This is a genomic window from Acinetobacter sp. MF4642 (assembly GCF_002018925.1).
In the GTDB taxonomy this organism is placed as follows: Bacteria; Pseudomonadota; Gammaproteobacteria; order Pseudomonadales; family Moraxellaceae; genus Acinetobacter; species Acinetobacter johnsonii.
Genome location: NZ_MVON01000024.1, coordinates 18,622 through 42,381, shown reverse-complemented (window position 1 = coordinate 42,381; position 23,760 = coordinate 18,622). Strand labels below are relative to the sequence as shown.

Below are 23,760 nucleotides of genomic sequence, written 5' to 3'. Positions count from 1 at the left end.
GGATAATCTTTTTCAGATTCAATTAGTAATTGAACCGCTCTTTCTCTGATTTCAGGGGTATATTTTAATTTTGTCATCGGCATAGTCTCTCAGAATATTGACTCTCCGACAAACCCGGTACGGTTCAGGGAGTAACTTATTTTTATTCACCAAACCTTCAGTGCTTAATCGTTCTAATATCTGTTGATAACGCCGTGCAATGTCACCTAAGGTATAACTCGAATCGATATTCTCAACATTAACTGAGAAACCATACTGGGGATCGAACTTAGCTATTTACCTCTTAAACATAAATCTTTTAAGTCTTTATAAGATAAGTTTGGACTACTTTTTTTATTAAGGAGTTGAAGTACTTCTTCTGCAGAATAGTATGATTTCAACATTTGCATGCCTCCCACGGCGCCCAAATATAGGAGCTAAGCCAATCGGATCGGGTATCCGACTTTCGCTCCGTCGAGCTAGGCTTAGCAAACTGATAAAATAACGAGTTGATTAACCTCTTATTTTGCTAACTTTGCATATTTAAAATTGATTACATCATCGTTAAGCAATTGTTGAGTAAAGTCATATGGACTGATATACCCAACTCGGTTAGCTTCCAGATAGTCGCTCCACCAGTTGAGCATGGCTTTACGTTCCTCTAAATATTCTGCTTGATGCGTATAAGCCAAACGTACTTGGTCGCGTTCTTGGTGACTCATTTGCTTCTCTACAGCTTCTTTTTGGAATAGGGTACTCTGTACCAAGGCAGAACAAGCCATGCCCCTAAAACCATGTCCGCATATATCTTTGTTAGTGTCATAGCCAATACGGCGTAGCGTCTTATTGATTGTAGATTCACTAATAAATCCTTGAGGATCACCATTCTTTGGGAAGACATTTTTAGTCATACCACTATAAGGATGGATCTCTTTTAAGATATCAATAACCTGAGGTGATAATGGAATCAAATGATCCATTTTCATTTTGGCACCGCGATTAGAAAACTTCTGTCCAGGGATTAATTCCCGTTCTCCCGGTATGGTCCATATGCCTTTTTGAAGATCAAACTCACTCCAACGTGCAAATCGGAATTCACTGGAACGTACAAACGTATGAAGTGCAAATGTTGTACATAACTTGGTTATAGGGTAGCCCTTATCATTTTCTAGTTTTTGCAAAAGCTCGGGCAGTTGCTCTAATGGTAACTGAGGGTGATGTTTAGACTTGTTAGTTTTTATAAAGACATCTTTCAGAAAGTAAGCAGGATTTTCTTCTATGAGACCGCGTGATATCGCATAAGCAAATATGCTGCTAAATCTTTGGCGAGTTTTCTTTAATACTTCTGCATATCCAGATTCTTCAATGGAGCGTAAAACCTTAACAAGATCTCTAGGCTTTACTGCATCTATCGACTGTTGCCCGATGATAGGGAAAACATAATCTTCTAAGTTCTTTAATGCTCTTTCAGCTGTATGTTCAATCCAGCGACCTGTATTGCTATATTCCTTATGCCAGTCTCTAGCTATAACCTCAAAACTATAGGCATTATCTAATTTAGCCTTTTGTATTTCCCCATGTTCGATTGGATCTATGCCATTAGCTATAAGTTCTTCTAATTCACGGCGTTTATCTCTGGCAGCTTTTAAGCTTAAAGCAGGGAAGTTGCCTAACGTCATTAAGCCATCTTTACCGTTGGCTCTTTTGTATTTAAATCGCCATACCTTTGAGCCACTCTTTCGGATGAACAAAATAAGTCCATGACCATCATACAAAGAGTAGTCTTTTTCCTGTGGTTTTGCCCCTGTGCACTTGGAGTCAGATAGCGGAATAGTCTTTTTGGCCATAATGAAATAAGGATACATATTGAGTAGAACTGTATGTATCCTCAATCATATCCTTATATTTTGCAACTATATCCTTGTATATTTAGCTATATTCTTCTATGTGCACAGTATATCTAATTGAATATAAATGTCTTTTAACCAAATTGTTTTATATTCTGCTATTGGGGTTGTGCGCTCTGCGGGACTCGAACCCACGTCGGTCGCTTAGGAGGCAACTGCTCTATCCAGTTAAGCTAAGAGCGCAAAAGTGCGGTTAATGTAGCTGATTTTACTCAAAAAAAATAGTTATTGCCGAAACAATAACTATTTAAAAATGAATATTTTATGCTTTTCTATACAGAATTTTGTATAGGACGAACATTAATACGATCCAAATTGGAATCATGATCACTGCGCCGCTTAAACCTTGAGTCCACATGATGTAAAGCACTACAGCAATAAATGCAAGAACAAGGTAGTTACTGAAAGGCGACCAAAGTGCAGGAAACAATGGTTTTTTCGCTTCGCTTTTCATGGCCTTCATAAATTGAAGATGAGTTAAGCTGATCATGGCCCAGTTCAATACCAAAGCGCCAACAACAATATAAATTAAGTTGCTGAGAGCATCTTCTGGCGCAAAATAATTCAACAGTACACAACCGAAAATCAGTAAAGCAGAGAACAAGACTGCTGGAATTGGCACGCCTTGCTTATTGGTTTTACTAAATATTTTAGGTGCATTGCCTTGCTGTGCTAAACCAAACAGCATGCGGCTGTTAGCATACATACCACTGTTATATACAGAAAGTGCTGCAGTCAAGATAATAAAGTTAAGCAAATGCGCGGCCCAACCAATACCCAATTGACTGAAGATCATTACAAATGGGCTCTTATCTAAGTCGCCAAGTTGTAATTCATTCCAAGGTACAAGCGATAATAAAATGGTCAATGAACCCACATAGAAAATGAGGATACGGAATACCACTTGGTTGATTGCTTTAGGAATTGATTTTTGTGGGTTATCAGCTTCTGCTGCAGCCATACCAATCAATTCAATACCGCCAAAGGCAAACATGAGGAAGGCAAGCATATAGAATAGACCTTCAACGCCATGCGGGAAGAAGCCGCCATGTGACCAAAGGTTGCTAAATGAAGCCGTGGAATCTGCGCCTGCCGTAGCCAAAAGATAAAGACCAAATACAATCATGGCGACGACGGCCGTGACTTTGATGATAGCTAGCCAGAACTCTGATTCACCGTAAAACTTCACATTACCTAAATTGACTAAGGTAATGATCACAAAGAAGGTGAGAACCGATGCCCATGCAGGAATATGAGGCCACCAGTAGTTGATATACTTCGCAACAGCGGTCAGCTCGGTCATGGCTACTAGAACATATAGAATCCAGTAGTTCCAGCCTGCAAGAAAGCCTGCAAATTTGCCCCAGTATTTGTTTGCAAAATGACTAAAAGAACCTGCAACAGGTTCTTCAACGATCATTTCCCCGAGTTGACGCATGATTAGAAACGCAATTAAACCGCCAATTGCATAGCCCAAAATAATGGATGGGCCAGCAGATTCAATCACATGTGCGGAACCTAAAAATAAGCCAGTACCAATTGCGCCGCCCATGGCAATCAATTGAATATGACGGTTCTTTAAGCCACGCTGAAGTTGAGACGACTCTTTATTCAAGTTATTTCAGCCCGACAATGGATAAGTGTTTCCGATTGTAATAGATCGTGAAGAAATCGCATAGTAGCTCAAAATTCATGAAAAAAAGTTATTATTCATATGAAAAATAATGTGTAATGAATTGTAAATAAAAAACATACGAATCAATATATTAATTTTATTTTAAATTATCAAATCAGGAATTTTATTTGGAAACCGGACGTTCACAAATGATGTTTTTTTAGACTTAAGTCTGTATTTTACGTAGGCATAGGGAAAAAAGGTATGATGAGCCTAAGTTAAATCAGATCTTTTGACTTAACACAATGATAAATATGAAGGATTCAATAAAAATGAGTTTTGCACCGCAAATCAAAATTCCAGCAACGTATATGCGTGGAGGGACCAGTAAGGGCGTATTCTTTAAATTAGATGATCTCCCAGAAGCTGCGCAACAGGCTGGACGCGTTCGAGATCAGTTATTGCTCCGTGTAATTGGTAGCCCTGATCCTTATGCAAAGCAGATTGATGGTATGGGTGGTGCAACATCGAGTACCAGTAAAACGGTGATTTTAGCGAAGAGCCAACAGCCCGAACATGATGTCGACTATTTATTTGGGCAAGTGTCGATTGATCAGCCGTTTGTCGACTGGAGCGGAAACTGTGGCAACTTAACGGCTGCTGTAGGCTCATTTGCGATTTCAAATGGTTTGGTCGATGCTGCACGTATTCCAGAAAATGGCATCTGCACAGTCCGCATTTGGCAGGTGAATATTCAAAAAACCATTATTGCACACGTACCTATTACGCAGGGGCAAGTTCAAGAAACAGGTGATTTTGAACTTGATGGCGTGACGTTCCCAGCTGCAGAAGTGCAAATTGAATTTTTAGATCCAGCCGATGATGGTGAAGATGGTGGTGCCATGTTCCCAACAGGGAATTTGGTTGACACTTTAGAGGTTCCAGAGATTGGTCGCTTTCAAGCAACGTTTATCAATGCAGGTATTCCGACCATTTTCTTAAATGCAGAAGACATTGGCTACACGGGGAGTGAATTACAAGACGCAATTAATGGCGATGCCAAAGCTTTAGCGCGCTTTGAAACCATTCGTGCCCATGGTGCAAAACAGATGGGGCTGATTCAAGACATTTCTGAAGCTGCCAGTCGTCAACACACGCCTAAAATTGCTTTTGTTTCTAAGCCAAAACAATATGTCTCGTCGAGTGGTAAAACCATTACAGAGCAAGACACCGATTTATTGGTTCGTGCACTTTCTATGGGTAAATTACACCATGCGATGATGGGTACAGCGGCTGTTGCCATTGGTACCGCAGCAGCGATACCAGGAACCTTGGTCAATTTGGCCGCGGGTGGTGGAGCACGTGAAGCCGTTCGTTTTGGTCATCCTTCAGGGACCTTACGTGTGGGAGCGCAAGCGATACAAGAAAAGGGTCAGTGGGTAGTAAAAAAAGCTGTCATGAGCCGTAGTGCACGCGTGTTGATGGAAGGTTGGGTGCGTATTCCAGCGGAAAGCTTGGATTAACGCGATGTAAAAAGCCTCTTTCTGTAGAGGCTTTTTTATGTCAACTCTAGGTCTGTGATAAGAAGGCTAAAAATAACCAAGAGCATGAGAGGTGAATTTTAGAGCCTGATTGCTTGTGTAATGGCGGCTTGAAATAGTAGAAAAGTTATTCTTATCATCTAGTCTGCAAAAATTAATAGAATACTGTGCCTTGTTTGTGCTTTCGGCATAGAGAAAGCGGGCAGAAAGCAGTATCATGCCAACAGATCATTTCAAATGATCGGCTCAGGCAAACTGAGCACCAGATTAATTTATCCTATTGTTATTCGAGGCGAATGTGTCAGCACTAACCGACGTATCAGCAAATGCACTCCAACAGGCTCAACAACGTATTCACGATGATTTATTGACGGCACTTGATGCTTTTTCAATTCCAGAACCGTTAAAGAGTGCCGTGCATCATGCGGTCATGTTAGGTGGTAAACGTGTGCGTCCTGCACTGTGCTATGCCACGGCACATTTAAATCCAAACAATAATGCAGCTGCCGTGCGCCGTGCCGCGGTGGCTGTGGAACTGATTCATTGTTACTCCTTGGCACATGATGATTTGCCGTGTATGGACAATGATCTTTTGCGTCGTGGTCAGCCGACCTGTCACGTGGCTTATGGTGAAGATACAGCGTTGCTTGCGGGCGATATCTTGCAGTCTATGGCATTTGAAATTTTAGGTAGTCGACTGTTTGATGCTGGCCCAGTGGTTGATCAGGGTATTGTACTGAAGCAGATGCAAATTTTAGCGACAGCGAGTTCTAAAATGGTGTGTGGACAAGTCCTCGACCTGCAAGCCGAAGGTAAACGTGTCGATCAGACTGCACTTGAAAATATCCACCGAAATAAAACGGGTGCATTGATTTCTGCTGCGGTGATGATGGCCGCGGTGACTGTATTTGACGGTTGCGATCAAGCGATTCCAAAGTTACGCGAATATGCACAGGCAATTGGTTTGGCTTTTCAGGTACAAGACGATATTTTAGATATCATTTCAAATACAGATGTACTGGGTAAAACCGCAGGGAAGGATGAGCAAGTCGAAAAATCGACTTATCCAGCCTTGATGGGGCTAGGCGCTGCACAAGAGTATGCCAAGACTTTGCATGATCAAGCCTTTGCTGCTTTGGCTTATTTCCCAACGGATGCGGCAGCAGAACTGAATCAGATTTCACAGTTTTTATTGGCTCGCCAAAGCTAAGTTTCAGTGTTTAGATTAAAAAAAAGAGGACATAGCCTGTCCTCTTTTTTAATACTTATTTCTTAGAGGCTTGAGTTTTTCCTCAACCACAATAAAAAAGACAGCTCGAAAGCTGTCCTCATTCAATGAAACCAAGCATCAGTTAGATGTCTTTACGTCCCATAACACCACGGATGGTACTTAAAATATCGGCTGGCAACACCACTGTTTTAGCATTGTTCGATTTAGACATGTCTTGCATCGCTTTGACATATTGTTCGCCCAACAAGTAAGCCACAGGAATTTCCTTGTCGCCCACAGCCGAAGTGACCATTTCAATGGCACGCTGAGAAGACTCCGCTAAGACCACTTGTGCTTCTGCATCACGACGAGACGCTTCTAAACGGCCGTCTGCCTCTAAAATCGCTGCTTGTTTTTCACCGTCTGCTTTGGTCACGGTCGCACGACGTTGACGCTCAGCTGCCGCTTGCGCTTCCATTGCGGCTTGCATGGTTGAAGAGGGTTGAATGTCTTGGATTTCAACGGTTTTGAGGGTAATGCCCCAGTCTGAAATATCATCCGAAATGGCTGCTTTAAGTTTGGCTTTAATGTGATCACGAGATGATAGCGCATCATCGAGATCCATTTCACCAACGATTGAACGCAGTGAGGTTTGCACTAAGTTTTGAATGGCCCATGTATAGTTTTCAATTCCATAGACGGCATTTACAGGAGTGGTGATGTTGATATAGGCCACTGCATTCATGAGCAAAACGGCATTATCGCGGGTAATCACTTCTTGAGAGGGAATATCTAATACAATGTCTTTGGTCGTCACTTTATAAGCCACTTCATCGACATAAGGAATCACAAAGTTGAGACCTGGATTCAACGTGGTATGGTATTTACCCAGACGTTGCACGATCCATTTATAACCTTGTGGAACAATACGGACACCTTTAAAAATGGTGACAGCGGCAAAAGCCAAAATTGCTAAAACGACAATAAATCCACCAGACATATGCTTAACTCACTTTTATCTATTTTCGTTGGTTGAGAGATGTGCTTTGACCATTAAATCATTGCCCAGTATTTCAACGACACGCACTCGGTCGCCGACGTGGACTTTATCTAAAGTACGACAGTTCCATTCATCTGAACCGAGTACTGGAATGGGAAAGCGAACGCGAATGTGTTCATTTTCAGGACTCGCTTGAATCACCATGCCAATTTGACCGATGGTTGCTTCGCGAGACAGTCCTGCTGTGGTTTTGTCAGTCGAAAGCGGTTTAATAAATTTAAACCAAAGTAAAGTGCATAAAATCGACAAAATAATCCACGTCACAAACTGCGTGGTAACACCCATCATGGGGAACATCCAGTACAAAATACCGACCATAATGGCCGCAATACCGAACCACAATGCGGCAAAAGCAGGCAGAATCAGCTCTGATAACATTAACAGAACGCCCAATACAAACCAGTGCCAAGGTTCAAAAGCAAATTCCATACATCTACTCATATATTCGTTATAGGGATATAGATGCAGAAGCATCTATATCAATTTAGCAGATGAATAAGTCTTTGAATATTAAAAATCAAATTTTTTAGAATTTGGCTTTAGGCGCAGGTTTAAAAGCAGCTGGGGTCTTTTTAAAATCGCCTATGGCTTTTTCGATCGATTTAATTTTGAGCTGCGCGGCTTTTTCACCTTCTAAAATAGATTGATTGCTGGCTTTTAAGTCCAAAGTGCCCAAGTGTCCGACTTTGGGTTGAATCACTACAGTCGCTTGGCTCAATTCTTCATTGATGCTTTGCTGCCCCATAATATTAATGGTCTGGTCGAGCAAGCCCCACATATTGAGGGGTTTGTTGCCGACAGGACGAGCTGAAATATCAATCGCAATTACAATATCCGCGCCCATGTCCTTGGCTGTTTTGACTGGAATTGGGCTGACCAGACCGCCATCAACATACTTGGTTCCACCAATCACTGCAGGGACAAAAACGTTCGGAATACTGCATGAGGCACGTACTGCTTGGCCTGCATTGCCTTTGATAAAGTCGGCTTTACGTCCAGTATCAAGACGGGTCGCCACCGCAGCAAAGCGGATAGGGAACTGTTGAATCGGTTTGTTGCCGACGTGTTTGTTGACATAGTCTTGCAGCTTTTGACCTTGAACAAACCCTTGGGAGTTGAGGGTTAAGTCTCGAATGTCCGATTCTTTTAAGGTCAAGGCAATTTGCTGAAGTTGGAAAGGCGTTTTACCACTGGCATAGATACTACCTACAAAACTTCCCGCACTGGTTCCCGTGACAATTTTAGGTTTAATACCATGCGACTCTAAAACTTTAAGCACCCCAATGTGTGCAAAACCTTTGGCACCGCCACCCCCGAGTGCAATCGCAATCACAGGTTCACGGGCTTGAATGGGAGTTGTTGTTGGTGTTTTCTTTGATGCAAGATCACATCCTGCCATAGTCAGTGTGAGTGCACCAATCAGAGATAAACGAGCAAAATTCATGGTCAAAAGTACTAAAACGTAAAACAAATAATGGTGCACATCTCAGCAGATTCGACCTTGATTTACTAGCTATTTTTTAAGCGTTTTTGTAAAGGCTTGGCCAACCATTTTGGGTTCTTGGCTGAAAATTTGCCGATATACAGATCTAAAATATGCTCTAGGTCTTGCTCAAAATGCCCAGTAGGATGAAATACGCCCAAGCAGTGAATAGTTTTTTGCGCATAGTCAAAGGAAAACATCACAATTGGAATCTGTGCACCATACGCAATGCGATAAAAGCCACTACGGATGGCTTCGGCTTGCTTACGTGTGCCTTCAGGCGCCATACCGACCCAAATTTTTTCTTTGCTGTGAATAATATCGATAATGTCTTGGGTTAACCCTTGGGCATGGCTACGATTGACTGGAATCACGCCAATCCACTCAAGTAACGGTTTCAGTGGGGTATGAAACAAACTATTCTTGCCAAAAATAGTGATTTGCAGGCCTAAGCCCAACAGAACCGTAAAACCATGCCATGCATCGATATTGGAGGTATGCGGCGAGATAATTGCAACGGCTTTGGGGAGGTTGGGAAATTCGCCAACAAAGCGCCAACCTTGCGCCAAATAGAGTTGCTTAAAAATAGCGCGAGTGAATGCAGATGAGTTACGACTTGGAACTTGATCTGGTAGTTCTGGAAAATATGGGTTCATTGTTATTATACTCAATCGACCAAGATGTATATGATCTCATCATAAGCACTGATCAGCTTGAATTCATTGGCAAAAAAAGTGAACGGATAGCGATCTCAGATGAACATTTTGACCAATCCATGTATATAGGAACAGCATGCTACAGACTCGCAATGTATATATTTTGCTGTTTTCATTGTATTGGGCGCAGGGCTTACCTGTTGGGTTTATGACCCATGCCTTGCCTGTCATTTTAAGAGCACAGGGTGTGTCATTGGCACAGATTGGGGGCTTCGGACTGCTGATGTTGCCGTGGTCGATCAAAGTGTTTTGGGCACCTGTGTTAGATCGTTTTGGGATCACCCGTTTCGGCCACTATCGTAGTTGGATTATTCCATTGCAGTTTCTTACGGTGCTGGTGCTGATCGGACTATCTTTCCTCCCGATTGATGGATTAAATCAACCTATTTATTTATGGGCTTTCTTTGTGGGTCTCCTGAGTATGAATTTGCTCGGGGCAACGCAAGATATAGCAACCGATGGATTGGCGGTCAATATTTTAAAAGGGGAGCAACAGCACTGGGGCAATACCTTTCAGGTGATTGGATCGCGTCTGGGTTTTATTGTCGGTGGTGGGGCAATCTTGTGGGCATTAGATTGGCTGAGTTGGCAGAGCACTTTTTTGATGCTGGCGGCAATGGTCTTTATAAACACGCTGCCGATTTTAATTTATCCAGAGCCAAAGCATCGAGCTGTTTCAGAAGCTCAGACCACACCTTTTAATCTCCAGCAGATCAAAAACTATTTGGCTTATTTTGTCCAGAGTCCCGTACTCGTAGCATGGTTAGCAGTGCTATTGAGCTTTAAAATAGCGGATGGTTTAGCAGGGCCACTTTTGAAGCCTTTGATGGTCGATTTGGGTCTGAGTTTTTCTCAGATAGGGCTTTATGTCACCATGCTAGGTGCATGTGCCGCCTTAATCGGTGCAGGACTTGCGGGCTATAGTTTGAAGTTGATTCGCCGTGCCACGGCTTTAGTGCTGTATTCGGTGCTAAAAATATTCAGTCTGGCGGCTTATACATGGTTAGCCTTTCAATATGAAAACCAGCACAGTATTCAGCCGTGGCTGATTTATCTGATCAATGCCTTTGAAGATATGACCTCATCGATGCTGTTGGTGGTCATGCTCACCCTAGTGATGCAGTACAGTCGTAAACATCTGGCAGGTACGGACTTTACTTTTCAAGTGGCGCTGATGGCCACCGTCAGTGGTGGTTTGTATAGTGTGAGCGGTCTATTGGGAGATTGGCTCGGCTATTTTAATTATCTGTGTATGATTGTAGTCATTGCGATGTTGAGCCTGTGGTTTATCTTCAAATGGCGTGGCATTGCGATGCATTCAGACCTTTCAAAATTCATTCATAAATAAATCATAAAAAGTGCTAAATAGTGGCATAAACAATTAAAAAATATAACTAAATAATTTTTTAATTGTTCTGTCATATATGTCTGAACGGTAATATTTGTAACAAATTTACCGTAGGATATTTTGATAATGAAAACACAAATTGCAGCCGCAATCGCTTTAAGTTTAGTGGCAGGGGTAACATTCGCAGCACCTACTTTTTATGGTGAAATTGATGTCACGGCCGATTATTTACCTGAAGACAATGCCTCGCCAAATAAAGACCGCGATGTGGTCGAGTTGAACTCTAACAGCTCGTTTTTGGGGTTAAAAGGTGAAGAGAAGCTGACAGATCGCTTAAATGCACTATACCAAGCTGAATTTACTTTCTATGTGGACAATGGCGGTAGCACCGATACTTTCGTTCCGCGTAATTTACTCGTTGGCTTACAAGACCAGAAATTGGGTACATTGAAAGTCGGTAAAATTGATACCCCTGTTAAACAACTGTCTTCAGTGGTAGATACCTTTAATAACTATGTGGCCAACAAAACCGATGTGGCGGGGATTTTCACGGGTGAAAACCGAGTCGATAACGTGCTGGTTTATGAAACACCTGCTTGGGGAGTGGGCGCAGGTAAACTGAAAGCTGCGGCACTGTTAGCAACAGGTGAAGCTGGTGGTATTGAAAAGTCTAAAGGCGGGGCAAAAGTTGCAGGGCGTGGTCTGGGCGATGCTTGGTCAGCATCAGTAGTCTATGACAGTAAAAAGTTTGTTGCAGGGATTGGTTATGATAAGGCCATTCCGTCAACCTTTGCAGGACGTGGCACTTTGAATGCTTCAGCGCCTGAGGTGACTGGCGGGGTGGCTGGCAGTGCTTTTGCCGCAGCTGATACTTTGCGTGCCATTGGTCGAGTAAATCTGAATAATGGTTTGGCATTGAAAGCCTTATATCAAACTTCTGAAGTGGCGGATGTACAAGGCAATGATGCTGCTGCGGCTGCCATAGACGACGCACAAGGCTGGTTGGTTGGGGCTGAATATAACTTACCGACTGCCAAAGCTTGGACAGTGAAAGCGCAGTACAGTCAAAACTCAACCAGCTTTAAAACATCTAAAGATGACTTTGATGCACAGCAGTTTATTGCAGGTGCTGATTATGCCTTTACCAAGCAAGTCAAAGTTTATGGTTACGCAGGGATTTTGACGCTTGAACAAGCATCATTTGAAACCAAACAACCTGTAGTAGGTACGGGCATCGAGTACAAATTTTAATGTTTAAGTAATAGAAAGGGCAAAGTCTCTAAAGATTAATGCGAATGAGTTAAGGAGTTTTATAGAAGCTCCTTAATTTTTTGTCGTTTACGATGGAATCTTCGTATTTTAAAATTCAATATTTGGAGCTCGTCCGTTCTTTGGTTGAGCCAAAAGAACCAAAAACATTTGTCTTCCGCAAAACCTTTTTCTTTTCTACATTTAAATGATCATTTTGCAAAAACATTCCTTTTAAATGGACATGCAGGTTGCGGATGACGCTTACGTATATCAAATATATTGGGGGGCTCAAAAAGGGTATCTGATTGCTTAACTGATCGGTATGACTTTATATATTCGACCACAGTGCCTTTTTTATTTAAGCGAGTTTTAAGTTTAGAAAACTACATTGGGGCATCCGCTCAGCAAGACATGATTTAAAATGTTCAATTTGCAGTCTATTTTTAAAGAAGTTTCACTTTCGCGCTTTAACGTATATTTGGCGCTGTGGTTAGCCGTGGTTTTAAACGTGATGTTCTATAAGCAAGTTCAGTTGCTTACACCGTATCATGGTTTCAAAGCTTATGCCTTTATCGGCGCTACTGTTTTGGTGGTGTTGGCTTTTTATCATTTGGTTTTTCAACTGTTACAGTGGCGACCGATGGCTAAAGGGGTGGCTGCGTTATTGATCATCATTGGTGGAATGAGTGCATATTTTGTCAATAGTTTAGGCGTTTCGATCACACCAGATCAGATCCAAAACATGATGCAAACCGATGGTAATGAAGTGCGCGACTTGTTGTCATGGCGTCTTGTACTGTGGATTGGGGCGATGGTAGTACTACCTTTAGTCATCTTATTTAAGGTCAAAATCCGCCGTGATCCTTTTAAAACCGTGTTATTGCACAAGCTCTTCGGCAGTGCAGTTTCTATTTTGCTGATTGCAGGCATGTTGTTTATTTTCTTTGTTGATTATGCCGCGATTTTCCGTGAGCATCGTGATCTCAAAGGGATGATTTCACCGCAAAATGCGATCAGTTCAACGCTGTCATATTATAAAAAAAATCGACCACAGCAGCATTTACCGTTGGTGACTTATGGTGAAGATGCCCATTTGGTGAAGCAAGTCGGACAGCAAAACTTGCCGAAATTGATGGTTTTGGTGGTCGGTGAAACGGCACGTGCAGAAAGTTTTTCTTTAAATGGCTATGCGAAAAAGACTAACCCTGAGCTGGAAAAACTCAATGTCATCAACTTTAATCAAGTCAGTTCTTGCGGGACAGCCACTGCAGTTTCAGTGCCTTGTATGTTTTCAGGCATGCCACGTGAAAACTACGATGCACAGTTAGCGCACCACCGTGAAGGTTTATTAGATCTTGCACAGCGTGCTGGTTACAAAGTGACATGGATTGACAATAACTCTGGCTGTAAAGGCGTTTGTGATCGGGTTGAACAGTATAAAATTCCAGAACCGATACAGAAAAAATGGTGTTCAGCCGATGGCGAATGTACCGATGAAATTTTGGTGGATAGCTTAAAAGCCTATATGGCTGGTATTGCGGCTGATGATAAAACGCCACGTTTAATTGTGTTACACCAAATGGGCAGTCATGGACCAGCTTACTATAAGCGTTCAACGCCTAAGTTTCAGCCTTTCCAACCGATGTGTGAAACCAATGCCATTCAAGCCTGCACACCTGAACAGCTGAAAAATAGTTATGACAACTCCATTTTTTATACCGACCATGTGTTGAGTCAACTGATTGGTGTATTAAAGCAAAACTCAAACTTTGAAACAGGTTTTTGGTATTTATCTGACCATGGTGAGTCGACTGGTGAACATGGGCTGTATTTACATGGTTCACCTTATGCCATTGCACCAAGCCAACAGACCCACGTACCGATGCTGATGTGGTTTTCAGAAACATGGCAAAAGCAGAATCCGCAACAAATCGCTTGCTTAGGGCAACAAAAAAGCCAAGAATTAAGCCAAGATCATTTGTTCCCAAGCTTACTGAGTTTACTTGGGGTAAAAAGTACGGTGATTGATTCAAAAAATAATATGTTAGAACACTGTACTGCGACCAAAGCGAGCGCTTAGACCATGTCAAAAATATTGATTATTGAAGATGATTTTATGATTGCAGAGTCCACACAAACGCTGCTGCGTTATCAGCAGTTTGATGTGGTGTGGGTCAACAATGGTTTTGATGGTTTAAAGCAATTACAACAATATCCATTTGATGTGGTGTTGTTGGATTTGGGACTACCGATGATGGATGGGATGCAGGTCCTAAAAAATATTCGCTCGCTTTATCCGACTTTGCCTGTGTTGATTATTTCGGCACGAGATCAATTACAAAACCGAGTCGATGGTTTAAACCAAGGGGCGGATGATTACTTAATCAAACCTTATGAGTTTGATGAGTTGCTAGCACGTATTCACGCGCTATTACGTCGTAGTGGCGCGTTAAAACAGCAAAAGCAAAGCCAGACTTTGAGTTATGCAGGTCTAGAGTTAGATGAAGATTTGCACTTAGCCAAGTACAAAGGGCAGACCATTGATTTGTCGAACCGTGAATGGGCTATTTTAATTCCTCTGGTCAGTCATCCCAATAAAATTTTTTCCAAAACCAATTTGGAAGAAAAGCTCTATGACCTTGATTCGGAAATTAATAGCAATACCATTGAAGTTTATATTCACCATTTGCGTGCCAAACTTGGCAAAGACTTTATACGTACCATTCGAGGTTTAGGCTATCGTTTGGGGCAGGTTGAAGCATAACGATGGCGAAGTCGACTCCTGTTTCCTTAAAGCGTCAACTGATTACCTATACCTCTTTATTTAGTATTGTGATGGGGTGTTTGTTAGTGATTGCAGCGTATCGCATTGCACTTGAAGAGACCAATGAGATCCTCGATGCGCAAATGCGTAATTTGGCTGAGCGTGTTGCAGAGCATGATCCCGCTCCAATTAAGAGTGAGTTTGAAGCGGACAGACACTATCACGAAGAAGATTTATTTGTAGATGTCTGGTCGTATGGACTGCCTGAACAACGGCAACATGAGTTTGATTTATTAATACAACCTGTCAAAAAAGCAGGATTTTATACTCACCATACAGCACAAGGCTTATGGAATACCTATGTGCTGCCAACAGAAAAGTATCAAATTCAAGTCAGTCAGCAGCGCAGTGTAAGACAAAAGCTGGCTTTAGAGCTGGCGGCCAATATGTTGATTCCATATTTACTGTTTATGCCTTTGGCTTTATGGGGACTGAGTTGGATTATTGGGCGTAGTCTAAAGCCCTTAGATGAGTTTAAAGCGGAACTTGCACAGCGTGAACCATATGAACTGAGTGAGATTCGTCCAGACGGTTATCCACTGGAAATTCTTCCGACCATTAATGAAATGAATCGTTTATTTGAACGCATTTCGCTGTCGCAAAAAGAACAAAAGCAATTTATTGCCGACGCAGCGCATGAGCTCAGAACCCCTATTACAGCACTGAATTTGCAAATGAAAATTTTGCTGCATGAGTTTCCAGAACACCAAGCATTAAAAAACCTAAGTTTAAGCTTAATTCGGACTCAACATTTGGTATCACAACTGCTCAATTTGGCGAAACAGGATGCTTCCTTACCAAGTTTAGAACCGACACAAAGGCTAGGGCTAAGTGATGTGGCGGTTGAATGTATGGAGCAACTGATGGAGCTGGCGCTAGCCAAAAGCATCGATTTAGGCTTGGAACAGCATGAAGAACTTTGGCTAGAAACTCAAAGTTCAGCCTTACATTCTATTGTCTATAATCTCTTGGATAATGCGATTAAATATACGCCTGAACAGGGCGTGATTAATGTCTCCATTTATCAGCAAGATCAGCAAGCCATTGTTCAAATTGAAGACAGTGGACCGGGCATTGCGCCAGAACTTTATGATCATATTTTAAAGCGTTTCTATCGCGTACATCACCATCTGGAAGTCGGCAGTGGATTGGGTTTATCCATTGTCGATAAAGCCGCAGAAAAAATTGGCGCCAAACTGCACTTTGGACAAAGTGCAGGATTGGGCGGCTTACAAGTTCAAGTGATCTTTAAGTTGTAGTTTCGGCTTGAGTTGGGCTGGACAGTGTAAACTGTTTATAACACAGCGCATATGCCAGTACATTGACCAGCCAAATCACCCATGCCGTCCATAAATTGTGACTAAGGAAATGCGCACCCCGCATCATTTGCGCCCAACCCATGACAAAGCCTAAAATCAGGGCAGCAAGCAAATAAAACCACGCGCGTTTGGGTTCATTTAGACGGTATACGAAATATCCCACAAAGAGTGCAAAACCTGTTGCGGCATGTCCTCCAGGGAAGCAATGTCCTGCGCTGGCTGATAAGTCCCAAAAGAAATCATGTGCTGTGGCCAGTGTCATGTCCCATGGGCAGGCATGCGCAGATTGTGATTTTAAAATACCAATGAGGCTGGTACTGATGAGGACTAAGCCAATGAAATAACCATTTTGCCAACGCTGGGGCTTGAACGTAGCCCATTTATACGAAGCGAGCCATTTCAGTAAATAAATCACATACACCGCGATGATGATGTCTTTGACATAACGATGATTCAGTTCTGCTAAGGCCCAGTCGCGCTTTAGTGGAAAATGACCAGTTTGATCCATAAAGGGGTGAATCAGTTGTAAGTCGATGGTGCCCGCCACAGGGAAGAGCAGCCACAATATGGCAAAACCCAGCGTCAAAATAAAAAACTGAAGGATGAAAAAACGTTGCTGATCCGACACAAGTGAGGCCATGTTCTGAAAATAAGCGCTATTCCAACAGCGTCAGCTTAAACGAGGCTTAACATAAACCCTGTTTCATCGGCTTTAGCATGATCTGTACTTTGGTTATCGCTTTAAGGCGAATACAAAGTGTCGGTTCAGTGTTACATTTGCTCTCAAACACATGAGGTTTAAACATGTCGATACGTGCTGTTCTATTTGATTTGGATAATACCTTGACGCATCGTGGGCGAAGTGTTGCGGCCTTTAGTCAAGATCTTGCCGATACTTATCAAAGCCAACTTAACTGCGTTGATGTGGAGCAGATTGAGTCGATTGTGAATCGGATCGACAATGGTGGCTATCCCTTAAAAGAGTATTTAACTCATCCCAGCATCGGTGCTTCAGTGGCTTATGCGTTGCTACAGGAGTTAAACTGGCAGGTGCCTCCACATTTAGAAGCGTTAAGCAATTTTTGGTTTGTTCAGTTTGGTTCCAGTGCAGTGGCGATGCCTGAGGCTGAACAAACGCTGACCCGTCTAATGCAAGCAGGATATAAACTCGCCATTATTTCAAATGGCGGTCATGCCACACGGCTGTCTATATTAAATGGTTTGGGCTTTCAGCATTATTTTGATGTGATCAATAGCTCTGGATTGTTTGGTCAAGCCAAACCCCAAGCTGATATTTTTATTGACACCGCACAGCAACTGGCTGTCGACGTGGAGCAGTGCTTATTTATCGGTGATCATCCTATTAATGATGTACAAGGTGCACAGCAGGCAGGAATGCAAGCACTCTGGTTATCAGGCTTTCATGTTCCTTCAGTACAGATGTCTGCACCAAGTATCACGGCATTGTCTGAGATTTTTGATTATTTAGAGTGCTAAAAGCCTCTTATAATTTTGAATACGAATAAAAAAAGCGGCCCATGTGAGCCGCATTAAAGTGGAAATGTGTTTAGAACATACTGTCATCTGAGTTGGCAGAGATTTTATGAATAGATAAATCTGCACCGCGAAATTCATCTTCTTGACTTAAACGGATGCCCATCGTGGCTTTTAAAGCGCCATAGACCACCAATCCACCAATAACAGCTATACCTATTGCTAAGAGCGTACCAATCAGCTGTGACATCATCGCAACACCGCCCAAACCACCAAGCCATTTTTGACCAAAGATCCCGACTGCAAGCCCACCAAAGGCACCACATACGCCGTGCAAAGGCCATACACCGAGCACATCATCGACTTTCAGCTTGTTTTGGGTGTAGGTGAAAAGTTTGACAAAAATCAGTCCAGCAATAGCGCCAATCACCAATGCCCCAATCGGATGTACGACATCCGAACCTGCGCAAATGGCAACGAGACCCGCTAAAGGGCCATTGTGTAAGAAGCCTGGGTCATTTTTTCCTGCGAAGTTAGCTGCCAAAGTACCGCCAACCATGGCCATAAGTGAGTTAATCGCGACCAGTCCTGAAATTGCATCTAAACGCTGCGCACTCATCACATTAAAGCCGAACCAACCGACGATCAAAATCCATGAACCTAGAGCCAAGAACGGAATAGACGAAGGAGGATGCGCACTGACACGGCCATCTTTTTTGTAGCGACCATCACGTGCACCGAGTAGAACCACCGCAGCCAGAGCGATCCATCCTCCCATAGCATGTACCACCACTGAACCTGCGAAGTCATGGAAACTTGCGCCGAAAGTGTCTTGTAGCCATTGCTGTAAACCAAAGTTGCCATTCCATGCGATTCCTTCAAAGAAAGGATAAACCAAGGCCACCAATAACACGGTTGCAATCGCTTGTGAGCGCATTTTAGCACGCTCGGCAATACCGCCTGAAATAATGGCTGGAATTGCGGCCGCAAAAGTGAGCAGGAAAAAACAGCGCATCAGGTTATAGCCATGATCCGCCGCTAAGGTATCTCCGATATGGAAAAAATGATGTCCATAGGAAATGTAATAACCTACAAAGAAGTAGGCAATTGCGGAAAGTGAAAAGTCCGTTAAAATTTTGCTTAAAGCGTTGACTTGATTTTTATGACGAACTGTCCCTAGTTCTAAAAAAGCAAAGCCCGCATGCATGGCAAGGACTAAAACCGCACCAAGAAGAAGAAAAAGTAAGTCAATATTTTGCATGTTTAGGTTCCATTTGAGTGCAAAATTTTGCAAAAAGAAACTCAGTATACTGATGCCTGTAATTTCGTGAAGATCTCAGCAAAAAGGAAATATTGATTAAGTTTTGCTTAAAAATAACAAGACTCGATATAAAGCAAAAGTATGCACCATGATGGTGTTTGTGCATTGCAGTGGTGCATGGGTTAAAATATAAGTTAATATTAAGTTTATGAATATATTATGTTTATCTAAGTTTCTTTATTTTAAATATACAGGTATATATTTTGTCTTTTGAGTGAAACCCAAAAAGTAGCAACACAAAAAAATGATAAAAAATTCGGTTAGCAGCTATTGTGAGCTGAGTCTCCGTTGCTTTGTTCTCTTTTGGAACGCTCATGCCATGAAATGTGCGTGCTGATTGCGCATCAGTGAAAGTTTTTAAACATGATTGTATTTTCTCATTCTTATTTTAATTTATCACAGATAAAACATGAATAATCACATAACTATATGTAATTAATTGTAATTATTGTCATATATGATCAGTCCTATTTCATCGTTTTACATCTACAACGAGACAAAATAGTCGGGCAATATTGGCTTTTTGCTGCAAAGTCATGATTACAGAGTTTGCACAAAAAACACAGACAAGGAGGCAGAATTGGCATTTTAGGTTTTGCTGCTTGAGCGTGATTTCTTAGAGGATATTGGGGCGTTTTAAACTGATATTTTTTGATGGATTATGATGAAGAAAAAACTAATAGCAACATTGTTTGGTCTCCCATGTGTGATGGCTTGGGCCAGTAGTGAAGTAACTTCGGATTGGGGTTATCAAGCACAAACAGCACCGCAGTATTGGAGTCAGCTCAACACCAAATACCAAACTTGTGCGGGGCATAATCAATCGCCCATTAATATTGAGCATGTGATTTCAGCAGACCTTGCGCCACTTGATTTTGATTATAAAACGGCTGCAACGAGTATCGTGAAGCTCCCTCATACTTTACAAGCCAATTTTCATCAAGGCAGTTATTTAAGTTTAGAGGGAGAGCGATTTCAATTATTACAAATGCATTTACATAGCCCTTCTGAAAATACGATTCACGGCAAAAGTTTTCCGATGGAATTACATTTAGTCCATGCTTCTGAAAAAGGAGAGCTGGCTGTGGTTGCGGTGATGTATGAACAAGGGAAAAAGAATCAAGCACTTGATGGACTGTGGCAGCAGTACAGGCAACCCCAGAAAGCACTCAATTTAAACGCAGATCAATTTCTGCCGACACATCGCGAGTACTACCGTTTTAATGGTTCGCTCACGACACCGCCGTGTACTGAAGGTGTACGTTGGGTGGTCTTAAAAGATATTCAGCAGGCATCAGCACAGCAAATCGCAAACTTCGCTGCACTGATGGGGTATCCGAATAATCGTCCTGTTCAAGCCACCAATTCGCGCTTGGTTTTAGACTAGAGCGTGAATTAAAAAAGCAGATCGTGTGATCTGCTTTTTTAATGTGGGATAACCCGTCTGTGCTAGTGCAAGATCTTGTCTAAGAACTGTTGAGCGCGATCGCCACGTTTGGTGTTAAAGAAATCATCTTTGCTACAGTCTTCGACAATTTTACCTTGATCCATAAACAACACACGGTTGGCCACTTGACGGGCAAAGCCCATTTCATGGGTGACACACATCATGGTCATGCCTTCATGTGCCAACTCGACCATCACATCAAGAACTTCATTAATCATTTCAGGGTCAAGTGCCGATGTCGGCTCATCAAACAACATGGCAATCGGATCCATACTTAAGGCGCGGGCAATTGCGACACGTTGCTGTTGTCCACCTGAAAGTTGTGCTGGAAATTTATGTGCATGTGCACTCAGCCCAACCCGTTCTAAATAGCCTAAGCCTTTCTTTTTCGCTTCAGCTTCAGAGCGTCCCAATACTTTAATTTGGGCAATGGTTAAATTTTCAGTAATGCTGAGATGTGGAAATAACTCGAAATGCTGAAACACCATACCTACACGACTGCGTAATTTGGTCAAATCTGTTTTCGGGTCTTTGATGGGAATTCCATCGACTGTGATTTGACCTTGTTGGAAATCTTCCAGTCCATTCACTGTTTTAATCAGGGTCGATTTGCCTGAGCCGGATGGACCACAGACCACCACCACTTCACCTTGGCAAATTTGTGTGGTGCAATCGGTTAATACTTGAAAATCGCCATACCATTTACTGACATTTTGGAGGTCAATCATTACTTTTTGGTCGCTCATACGCTTAACCTCCTTTGTAATCGTTTTACTGCATATGTGGCTAGCATACTGATGGTGAAATACACTAGGCCTGCAAATAAAATATATTGCGTTAATAGAGACATCAAATCGCCCCGCACGTAGTTGGTGCGGAAAAAGTCGAGTAGGCCAATGGCGTACACCATGGTCGAGTCTTGGAACAAGATGATGGTTTGCTGTAACAGCAGCGGTGTCATTTTACGAAAGGCTTGCGGCAAAATGATTAAGCGCATGGACTGACCATAGGTCATGCCTAGTGCATAAGCCGCGGCAGACTGTCCTTTAGGAATCGATTGAATCCCTGCACGTACAATTTCCGAGAAATAAGCGGCTTCAAACAGCATGAACGCCACAATACTTGAGACCAAAGCGGTATCAATGGTCAGGTAATTTCCAGTGACTGTGGTGTAGATAAACGGTACAGCAAAGTAGAACCACATCAATACCAACAGCAGAGGAATCGAGCGAAATAAATTGACATAGCCTTGGGCAATTAAATTCAAGATGCGAATTGAAGACAAACGCATTAGTGCCAACAGCGTGCCAATGAAAATACCACCAATGGTGGCGATGATGACCACTTTTAAAGTGATACTTAAACCATGCCATAGGGCGGGTGCAGATAACTGCAAATCATGGGTAAATGCGGTGAGCCATTCCATTATTTAGCTCCTGCAATTAAACCTGGGACACGTAAACGTTTTTCAAGCAGCGTCATTAAGGTAATTAAGCACACGTTGATAACGATGAAAATAATCGTGACATAGGTATAGATTTCGATGGTGTTCTGCGTATATTCGCTGATGGTTTTCATCTGAGAAATAATCTCGGAGACCCCAACTAAAGAGGCTACAGAAGTATTTTTGACGCAGTTGGTCAACTCTGAGCTCAGAGGCGGCAAAATCGTACGGAAGGACTGCGGTAAAATGACATAGCGGTATAGCTGTGCGGTACTAAAACCCATGGCATAACCTGCATTGACCTGTCCTGTAGGTAAGGCTTCAATGCCTGTACGGACTTGTTCGCAGACACGTGCTGCGGTAAACAGTCCCAGACCAATACTGGCTGAAATCAGCGCTGTTGTTCCTGCACTTAAATCGTTAATCCACCATGACTTGATCGGGCCAGGTAAGAAATTCGGCACCACATAAAACCAAATAAATAATTGGATCAGTAGCGGTACATTACGAAAAATGGTGACGTAGCCAGTGCCGATGGCACGTGCGGTTTTATTGGGAAGCGTGCGCATAATGCCGAGAATACTTCCGAGCACCATTGCAATGCTCCAAGCCACAATGGCAATAACAACCAGCCAGCCTAAACCAATTAAAATCCAACTGAGATAGGTGCTATCTCCGACGCCTGTGGATTGCCAAAGGACGCCCCAGTTCCAGGTATAATTCATGACAATCCCCTAAAATAGGTCAGGCAAAGAAACTTTGCCTGAGTGAACATTAATCTTTCCCTTATCGTTTACTGATCACGGTCATGTGGGTTTGCAATTAAGGCTTTAAGTTGGTCTGACATAGCAAAGTTCAGGTTAATGTTTTTCGGTGGAATTGGTTGTTCAAACCATTTGTTGTACATCTTGTTAATTTCACCTGAGCTATAAGTGGCTTTAATTGCATCATCAACCACTTGCTTAAAGCCTGTGTCACCTTTACGCAACATACAGCCATAAACTTCTTGAATTGGTGCTGTACCGACAATGTGCCACTTGTTTGGATCTTTGGCTTTCGATTTTTCTCCAGCAAGTAAAATGTCATCCATCATAAACGCAGCAGCACGACCACTTTGGAGCATCAAGAATGATTCAGCATGGTCTTTAGCAGAAATCACTTCACCAATACCAAGTTCTTTTTCATGCTGGCGGATATAGCGTTCAGAAGTTGTTCCTGCTGTCGTTACTAATTTTTTGCCTTTTAAGTCAGCAAAATCCTTCACACCTGAATCGGTTGCAGTAAGTAAACGTGAACCCACTTCAAAGAAGCCCACAGAAAAATCAACTTGTTGCTGACGTTCTTTGTTGTTTGTGGTTGAACCACATTCAAGATCGACTGTGCCATTTGAAACCAATGGAATACGGTTTTGGCTGGTGACTAAGTTATAGCGAACTTTTAAATCAGGCATATTTAGTTTTTGTTTAACAGCTTCAACCACTTTGAGCTGTAAATCATGTGCATAACCGACAGGTTGATTTGGGTTGTCTGCGATATAGGAGAATGGAATAGAGGAGTCACGGTAACCTAAAACAATGGTTCCTGATTTTTTAATCTTATCTAAAGTGCCTGACTGTGAAGCATCTGCGCCAGTGCTAGCTGCATCCGTTGCAGGTGCTTTGTTGTCGCTACATGCACTGAGGCTCAGCGCAAGTGCACAAAATAGGGCAGAAAGATTACGTTGCATGGTCATGTACAAACTCCTTTTGTTTGCAGCATCAATTGCATTGTTTTTATCAAAAACGTCAGAATTGGGTTAAAG

21 protein-coding genes, 1 tRNA gene and 1 pseudogene are annotated in these 23,760 nt (G+C 42.4%); 9 read left to right on the top strand and 14 right to left on the bottom strand.

Features of this window, described 5'->3' with window-relative positions:
* Positions 1-111: 111 nt before the first annotated feature.
* The 4 genes and pseudogenes from MF4642_RS12520 to MF4642_RS12505 all read right to left on the bottom strand — a co-directional run.
* A pseudogene (locus MF4642_RS12520) lies at positions 112-273 on the bottom strand (exodeoxyribonuclease VII large subunit); the annotation flags it as partial.
* A 227-nt stretch (positions 274-500) separates the two neighbouring features.
* Entirely contained in the window at positions 501-1,826 is a 1,326-nt protein-coding gene (locus tag MF4642_RS12515) for a tyrosine-type recombinase/integrase (protein ID WP_078426429.1), read from the bottom strand.
* A gap of 170 nt (positions 1,827-1,996) precedes the next feature.
* A tRNA-Arg gene (locus MF4642_RS12510) sits at positions 1,997-2,069 on the bottom strand.
* Positions 2,070-2,148: 79 nt separating this feature from the next.
* Positions 2,149-3,501: an amino acid permease gene (locus MF4642_RS12505; protein WP_078426427.1), complete on the bottom strand. Its 1,353-nt coding sequence runs from the start codon at positions 3,499-3,501 to the stop codon at positions 2,149-2,151.
* Between the two features lie 332 nt (positions 3,502-3,833).
* Between MF4642_RS12505 and prpF the strand changes: the two genes are divergently transcribed.
* Positions 3,834-5,024: a 2-methylaconitate cis-trans isomerase PrpF gene (prpF, locus tag MF4642_RS12500; protein WP_078426426.1), complete on the top strand. Its 1,191-nt coding sequence runs from the start codon at positions 3,834-3,836 to the stop codon at positions 5,022-5,024.
* Positions 5,025-5,340: 316 nt separating this feature from the next.
* Positions 5,341-6,252, top strand: a complete 912-nt coding sequence (locus MF4642_RS12495; protein ID WP_078426425.1) for a polyprenyl synthetase family protein — start codon at positions 5,341-5,343, stop codon at positions 6,250-6,252.
* A gap of 142 nt (positions 6,253-6,394) precedes the next feature.
* On the opposite strand, the gene MF4642_RS12490 is transcribed toward MF4642_RS12495, so the two are convergent.
* From MF4642_RS12490 to MF4642_RS12475, 4 genes are all read right to left on the bottom strand, one after another.
* Positions 6,395-7,252, bottom strand: coding sequence for an SPFH domain-containing protein (locus tag MF4642_RS12490; RefSeq protein ID WP_004981272.1), 858 nt, complete (start codon positions 7,250-7,252; stop codon positions 6,395-6,397).
* Positions 7,253-7,267: 15 nt separating this feature from the next.
* Positions 7,268-7,741, bottom strand: coding sequence for an NfeD family protein (locus tag MF4642_RS12485; RefSeq protein ID WP_078426424.1), 474 nt, complete (start codon positions 7,739-7,741; stop codon positions 7,268-7,270).
* A 97-nt stretch (positions 7,742-7,838) separates the two neighbouring features.
* Positions 7,839-8,756, bottom strand: a complete 918-nt coding sequence (locus tag MF4642_RS12480; protein WP_078426423.1) for a patatin-like phospholipase family protein — start codon at positions 8,754-8,756, stop codon at positions 7,839-7,841.
* 65 nt (positions 8,757-8,821) lie between these two features.
* Positions 8,822-9,451, bottom strand: a complete 630-nt coding sequence (locus MF4642_RS12475; RefSeq protein WP_078426422.1) for a 1-acyl-sn-glycerol-3-phosphate acyltransferase — start codon at positions 9,449-9,451, stop codon at positions 8,822-8,824.
* Positions 9,452-9,587: 136 nt separating this feature from the next.
* Between MF4642_RS12475 and MF4642_RS12470 the strand changes: the two genes are divergently transcribed.
* From MF4642_RS12470 to MF4642_RS12450, 5 genes are all read left to right on the top strand, one after another.
* Entirely contained in the window at positions 9,588-10,859 is a 1,272-nt protein-coding gene (locus tag MF4642_RS12470) for an MFS transporter (protein WP_078426421.1), read from the top strand.
* Between the two features lie 126 nt (positions 10,860-10,985).
* Positions 10,986-12,110 (top strand): porin, encoded by a 1,125-nt coding sequence (locus MF4642_RS12465; protein WP_078426420.1) that lies wholly within the window; start codon positions 10,986-10,988, stop codon positions 12,108-12,110.
* Between the two features lie 421 nt (positions 12,111-12,531).
* Positions 12,532-14,190, top strand: a complete 1,659-nt coding sequence (locus MF4642_RS12460; protein ID WP_078426419.1) for a phosphoethanolamine transferase — start codon at positions 12,532-12,534, stop codon at positions 14,188-14,190.
* Between the two features lie 3 nt (positions 14,191-14,193).
* On the top strand, positions 14,194-14,874 hold the full coding sequence (locus MF4642_RS12455; protein WP_004981249.1) for a response regulator transcription factor: 681 nt from the start codon (positions 14,194-14,196) through the stop codon (positions 14,872-14,874).
* 2 nt (positions 14,875-14,876) lie between these two features.
* Positions 14,877-16,193 carry an ATP-binding protein gene (locus MF4642_RS12450; RefSeq protein WP_078426418.1) on the top strand — a complete coding sequence of 439 codons (1,317 nt, stop codon included), beginning with the start codon at positions 14,877-14,879 and terminating at the stop codon, positions 16,191-16,193.
* Here MF4642_RS12450 and MF4642_RS12445 read toward each other — a convergent pair.
* Entirely contained in the window at positions 16,183-16,893 is a 711-nt protein-coding gene (locus tag MF4642_RS12445; protein WP_078426417.1) for a phosphatase PAP2 family protein, read from the bottom strand. The two genes, MF4642_RS12450 and MF4642_RS12445, sit on opposite strands and share 11 nt — an antisense overlap.
* A gap of 164 nt (positions 16,894-17,057) precedes the next feature.
* Here MF4642_RS12445 and MF4642_RS12440 point away from each other — a divergent pair, with 164 nt between their 5' ends.
* Positions 17,058-17,750, top strand: coding sequence for an HAD family hydrolase (locus MF4642_RS12440; RefSeq protein ID WP_078426416.1), 693 nt, complete (start codon positions 17,058-17,060; stop codon positions 17,748-17,750).
* Between the two features lie 70 nt (positions 17,751-17,820).
* Here the strand turns inward: MF4642_RS12440 and MF4642_RS12435 are convergent, their stop codons facing one another.
* Positions 17,821-19,008: an ammonium transporter gene (locus MF4642_RS12435; protein ID WP_058952170.1), complete on the bottom strand. Its 1,188-nt coding sequence runs from the start codon at positions 19,006-19,008 to the stop codon at positions 17,821-17,823.
* A 724-nt stretch (positions 19,009-19,732) separates the two neighbouring features.
* On the opposite strand from MF4642_RS12435, the gene MF4642_RS12430 reads away from it, so the two are divergent.
* Entirely contained in the window at positions 19,733-20,455 is a 723-nt protein-coding gene (locus MF4642_RS12430) for a carbonic anhydrase (protein WP_078426415.1), read from the top strand.
* A 62-nt stretch (positions 20,456-20,517) separates the two neighbouring features.
* Here MF4642_RS12430 and MF4642_RS12425 read toward each other — a convergent pair whose 3' ends face one another.
* The 4 genes from MF4642_RS12425 to MF4642_RS12410 form a co-directional block, all read right to left on the bottom strand.
* Complete coding sequence (locus MF4642_RS12425) at positions 20,518-21,243, bottom strand: amino acid ABC transporter ATP-binding protein (RefSeq protein WP_171253719.1); 726 nt, start codon at positions 21,241-21,243, stop codon at positions 20,518-20,520.
* 14 nt (positions 21,244-21,257) lie between these two features.
* Positions 21,258-21,941 carry an ABC transporter permease subunit gene (locus tag MF4642_RS12420; RefSeq protein ID WP_005399959.1) on the bottom strand — a complete coding sequence of 228 codons (684 nt, stop codon included), beginning with the start codon at positions 21,939-21,941 and terminating at the stop codon, positions 21,258-21,260.
* Positions 21,941-22,684, bottom strand: a complete 744-nt coding sequence (locus MF4642_RS12415; RefSeq protein ID WP_004981232.1) for an amino acid ABC transporter permease — start codon at positions 22,682-22,684, stop codon at positions 21,941-21,943. The genes MF4642_RS12420 and MF4642_RS12415 overlap by 1 nt, the downstream gene beginning before the upstream one ends.
* Positions 22,685-22,752: 68 nt before the next feature.
* Positions 22,753-23,691, bottom strand: coding sequence for a transporter substrate-binding domain-containing protein (locus MF4642_RS12410; RefSeq protein ID WP_078426414.1), 939 nt, complete (start codon positions 23,689-23,691; stop codon positions 22,753-22,755).
* Positions 23,692-23,760 lie beyond the last annotated feature (69 nt).

Bases quoted from the DNA above. Each gene is read 5' to 3' on its own strand.
- MF4642_RS12420 (WP_005399959.1), bottom strand. From the start codon at position 21,941: ATGGAATGGCTCACCGCATTTACCCATGATTTGCAGTTATCTGCACCC.
- MF4642_RS12470 (WP_078426421.1), top strand. From the start codon at position 9,588: ATGCTACAGACTCGCAATGTATATATTTTGCTGTTTTCATTGTATTGG.
- MF4642_RS12490 (WP_004981272.1), bottom strand. From the start codon at position 7,252: ATGTCTGGTGGATTTATTGTCGTTTTAGCAATTTTGGCTTTTGCCGCT.
- MF4642_RS12440 (WP_078426416.1), top strand. From the start codon at position 17,058: ATGTCGATACGTGCTGTTCTATTTGATTTGGATAATACCTTGACGCAT.
- MF4642_RS12480 (WP_078426423.1), bottom strand. From the start codon at position 8,756: ATGAATTTTGCTCGTTTATCTCTGATTGGTGCACTCACACTGACTATG.
- MF4642_RS12435 (WP_058952170.1), bottom strand. From the start codon at position 19,008: ATGCAAAATATTGACTTACTTTTTCTTCTTCTTGGTGCGGTTTTAGTC.
- prpF (WP_078426426.1), top strand. From the start codon at position 3,834: ATGAGTTTTGCACCGCAAATCAAAATTCCAGCAACGTATATGCGTGGA.
- MF4642_RS12425 (WP_171253719.1), bottom strand. From the start codon at position 21,243: ATGATTGACCTCCAAAATGTCAGTAAATGGTATGGCGATTTTCAAGTA.
- MF4642_RS12410 (WP_078426414.1), bottom strand. From the start codon at position 23,691: ATGACCATGCAACGTAATCTTTCTGCCCTATTTTGTGCACTTGCGCTG.
- MF4642_RS12465 (WP_078426420.1), top strand. From the start codon at position 10,986: ATGAAAACACAAATTGCAGCCGCAATCGCTTTAAGTTTAGTGGCAGGG.
- MF4642_RS12475 (WP_078426422.1), bottom strand. From the start codon at position 9,451: ATGAACCCATATTTTCCAGAACTACCAGATCAAGTTCCAAGTCGTAAC.
- MF4642_RS12485 (WP_078426424.1), bottom strand. From the start codon at position 7,741: ATGGAATTTGCTTTTGAACCTTGGCACTGGTTTGTATTGGGCGTTCTG.
- MF4642_RS12430 (WP_078426415.1), top strand. From the start codon at position 19,733: ATGAAGAAAAAACTAATAGCAACATTGTTTGGTCTCCCATGTGTGATG.
- MF4642_RS12515 (WP_078426429.1), bottom strand. From the start codon at position 1,826: ATGGCCAAAAAGACTATTCCGCTATCTGACTCCAAGTGCACAGGGGCA.
- MF4642_RS12415 (WP_004981232.1), bottom strand. From the start codon at position 22,684: ATGAATTATACCTGGAACTGGGGCGTCCTTTGGCAATCCACAGGCGTC.
- MF4642_RS12455 (WP_004981249.1), top strand. From the start codon at position 14,194: ATGTCAAAAATATTGATTATTGAAGATGATTTTATGATTGCAGAGTCC.
- MF4642_RS12445 (WP_078426417.1), bottom strand. From the start codon at position 16,893: ATGGCCTCACTTGTGTCGGATCAGCAACGTTTTTTCATCCTTCAGTTT.
- MF4642_RS12450 (WP_078426418.1), top strand. From the start codon at position 14,877: ATGGCGAAGTCGACTCCTGTTTCCTTAAAGCGTCAACTGATTACCTAT.
- MF4642_RS12460 (WP_078426419.1), top strand. From the start codon at position 12,532: ATGTTCAATTTGCAGTCTATTTTTAAAGAAGTTTCACTTTCGCGCTTT.